Genomic DNA, 3,697 nt, shown 5'->3' on the forward strand with positions numbered 1-3,697 from the left:
CACCTTTACTCTCTTTTGAAAATCTCGGTGTTAATCAAGGCACCGGATATCTTTTCCGTCATCTTGATATCAATATTCAGCCCCGCGACCGTCTGGCACTGATTGGCCGGAACGGAGCCGGTAAATCAACTTTGTTGAAATTACTCGCAGGGACAATCGAACCGGATGAAGGACGACGCAGCATCCAGCCAGGGCTGAAACTGGTCTTACTGGAACAGGCACCTTCTTTTGAAGGTTTCGAGACTTTGGCTGATTATGCTCTATCCGGCGATAACGCCCCTCCCCGCTATCAGGTTGAAGCCATCGCTGATCAATTAGGCGTTGATCTTTCCCGCAATGCCCAATCTGCCTCCGGCGGGGAACAGAGACGAGCAGCCATTGCCCGCGCATTGGCAATGGAACCCGATCTTTTGTTAATGGATGAACCGACCAACCATCTGGATTTAGCCGCCATCGAATTTTTGGAAGGCTGGCTCAACCGCTTCAAAGGTGCCTTTGTCGTTATCAGCCATGACCGAGCCTTTTTAACCCGTCTCACCCGCCAATGCCTCTGGCTTGATCGCGGCGATATCCGGCGGGCAGAAATCGGCTTCGGCGGTTTTGACGCATGGATGGAAAAAATTCAGGCTGAAGAATTGCGTGCGGCTGAAAAGCTGGATGCCAAACTCAAGATAGAAGAGCATTGGCTCTTGCGCGGTGTCACGGCACGGCGAAAACGCAACCAAGGCCGCTTGACCAAACTCTTTGAAATGCGAGCAGAGCGCAAAAATATGACCGGCATGGAAGGCACGGCCAAATTAGCGCTCGACACCAATGATGTCCGAACGAAGGTCGTCATTGATGCCAAAAATATCAAAAAGAGCTTCGGTGATCGCGAAGTCATCAAAGATTTTTCGCTGCGCATCCGTCGCGGCGACCGTATCGGCATTGTCGGTGCCAACGGGGCAGGTAAAACAACCTTGCTCAAAATCCTGATGGGTGACCTCGACCCCGATCAAGGTATCGTCAAACGCGCCGATACATTAGAAGCCGTTGTTATCGATCAGCAACGGGCATCTATCTCTCCCGAAAAAACATTGCGAGATGTTATCGCTCATGGCGGGGAATGGATCGAAATCGGCGATCAAAAAAAACATGTCGTCGGTTATCTGAAAGATTTCCTTTTCGATCCATCGATCTTGGATGCCAAGGTATCCACCCTTTCCGGTGGTGAGAAATCACGCCTGTTGATGGCACGGGAATTTGCACGACGCTCTAACTTGCTTATCCTCGATGAACCGACCAATGATCTCGATCTTGAAACGATCGACTTGCTGCAAGAAGTCATCAGCAATTACAGCGGCACCGTGCTCCTAGTCAGCCATGACCGTGACTTTCTTGATAATGTCGCCACGATGACTCTCGGGATGGATGGCTCTGGCGTTGTTGATATCGTCGCTGGTGGTTATAGCGACTGGCAAAAGCAACGCGCCGAACGGCTTGCCGCGACAAGAAAACCAGCGAATACAGCTGAGGAAAAAACAGCCTCCAGCAAAGCGATACCGCAACCCAAATCTGGCAAGGTTAAATTAAGCTATAAAGACCAAAGAGCCTATGACCTGCTTCCTCAAGAAATAGAAGAAATGGAAGCGACCATCCAAAACCATGAAAAGGCTTTGGCCGACCCAACTTTATACAGCCGCGACCCCGCTCAATTCTCGGAATTAAGCGATAAAATCGCTGCCTTAAAAGCCAAAAAAGAAGAATCCGAAATGCGCTGGCTCGAATTAGCCGAACAACTGGAAGGCTAATTTTTGTCTTTTCTTTAAGAAAAAATCAGCTTCGACACTCATCGAATAACGAGCTACTCACGGAAGCTTAAATATAAACGCTCTTTTATCCCGTCTATGTCTAGAATAGACGGGATTTTTCCATGTCGTATAAATAATTTCAGAAAAGATCTCTCTTTTTCGAAAATTTCTTGATATCAGCCCCATATATTTTGTTAATTTTCTTTAAATAAGAAGAATTCAACAGATAAAAATTGTCTTTTTCATATTTGAAAGATTAAAAAATTATGGCACCCCCCAATATTAGAACAAATTGGTTATGGTATGCTTTAGGACTTTTACTTTTTGCTGTCGCAATAAGGTGGCAGACTTTCGGGAATCCGCTTCTTCATCAAGATGAAGATTTCTATCTTTTCGTAGGGGGACGAATCCTCAAAGGTGATCTGCCTTTTGTCGATATATGGGATAGAAAACCTATTGGACTTTTTCTTCTCTACAGCTTTTTTCATCTTTTTGGACCATGGCGCGTTCTAGCTTACCAAATTGGGGCATTATTGAGCCTGTGGGGAACATCGCTCCTAGTTATCCGTATCGCCAGTTTTATCGCCCCTTTTGGCGGCGCATTATTAGCAGGTTTTATGTATGAAGCATGGCCTTCCATCGCTGGAGGTGAAGGTGGTCAGGCACCCATATTTTATAATCTACTTGTTGCCTCAGCCATGGCTCTTATTATTTGCCGATTACAGCGTCTATCTGATAAAAACACTTTACGCTCGACAGGCACAGTTGTGATGCTGTTATTCGGCATAGCCCTACAGATAAAATATACTGTTTTATTTGAAGGCATTTTCGCAGGTATTTTTTTATTATGGACAGGATGGCACACAAATAAATCTATAAAAGAATTATCTATAAATGCCTTTTTATGGATAACATCAGCCCTTCTTCCGACTGCGACTGTCTTCTTATTTTATATTCTCAAAGGCCATGGATATGATTGGTATTTTGCCAATATCCTTTCTATTTTCTATCGTGGTCATTATCCATCAACTATCCTAAAACAATATGCCTTTAATGCTTTTCTTCTTACTGCACCGCTTTTAGTCTGTCGGCTAATCCGAAAGCCGATGGGGATTACTTTTTCGAAATCACAACAAAACTATGCGTATTTTCTCGATTTATGGCTAATAGTAGCGATATTTGGCGTTGTTTTGTTTGAACCATGGAATAAACATTATACTTTACCGCTATTTGCGCCCTTAGCCATTGCTGCAGCGCCTATATGGCGTAATTATTGGGGTAAGATCGGATTATTATTATTGTTAGCCAGCGTTGCAATCAAAGGGGAAATATTCACCTATAAACATATTAAAACGCATGGGGACAAACAAGACTTGATGCAAATCAAAGCGGCTATTCGAGACCCCAAAGGATGTGTTTTTATCTATAATGAGTTAATCTCTTTATATGATATGTTGCCCTATTGTAAGTTAACGACCCACCCTTTTCCAACACATTTCAATTATCTGATGGAAGAAAGAGCGACCAACATAAATCCGGTTCAAGAAATACATCATATTCTTGATCAGAAACCAGAATATATTGTTATATCTGATCCCTTTTTTACAAAGGGCGTTAGTATAGAAGAAGTATACAGCATCCTATCTAATGATATTAGATATAATTACACACCAATATATAAATATTATTTTAATAATAATAAAAATGTAAAAAAAAAAAAAAAAACACCATAAATTTTAAATAATATTTTATAAGCCACCTAGAGCAGAATATAATTATATTCTGCTCTTTTTAAAAAATAAACATAACATCATAAAAACAGCTTACTCACTCACCATTTCCCGCTATTCTCCCTTCCCTTTATCTTCAGGAGATTATCATGTTTACCGGCTGGACAGGTCTAGCTC

Annotated in this window: 2 protein-coding genes; both read left to right on the plus strand. The window is 42.6% G+C overall.

All coding sequences use genetic code 11. The features are described 5' to 3' along the window. On the plus strand, positions 1–1,790 hold a 1,790-nt coding region (locus LDL18_RS08795), incomplete at its 5' end, for an ATP-binding cassette domain-containing protein (protein WP_296508820.1). Positions 1,791–2,056: 266 nt separating this feature from the next. Continuing rightward, the gene (locus tag LDL18_RS08800) at positions 2,057–3,523 is read left to right on the plus strand and encodes a hypothetical protein (protein WP_296508823.1); all 1,467 of its coding nucleotides are present in this window, start codon (positions 2,057–2,059) and stop codon (positions 3,521–3,523) included. Positions 3,524–3,697: the final 174 nt, after the last annotated feature.

Source organism: Zymomonas sp. (assembly GCF_020216885.1).
Taxonomy (GTDB): Bacteria; Pseudomonadota; Alphaproteobacteria; order Sphingomonadales; family Sphingomonadaceae; genus Zymomonas.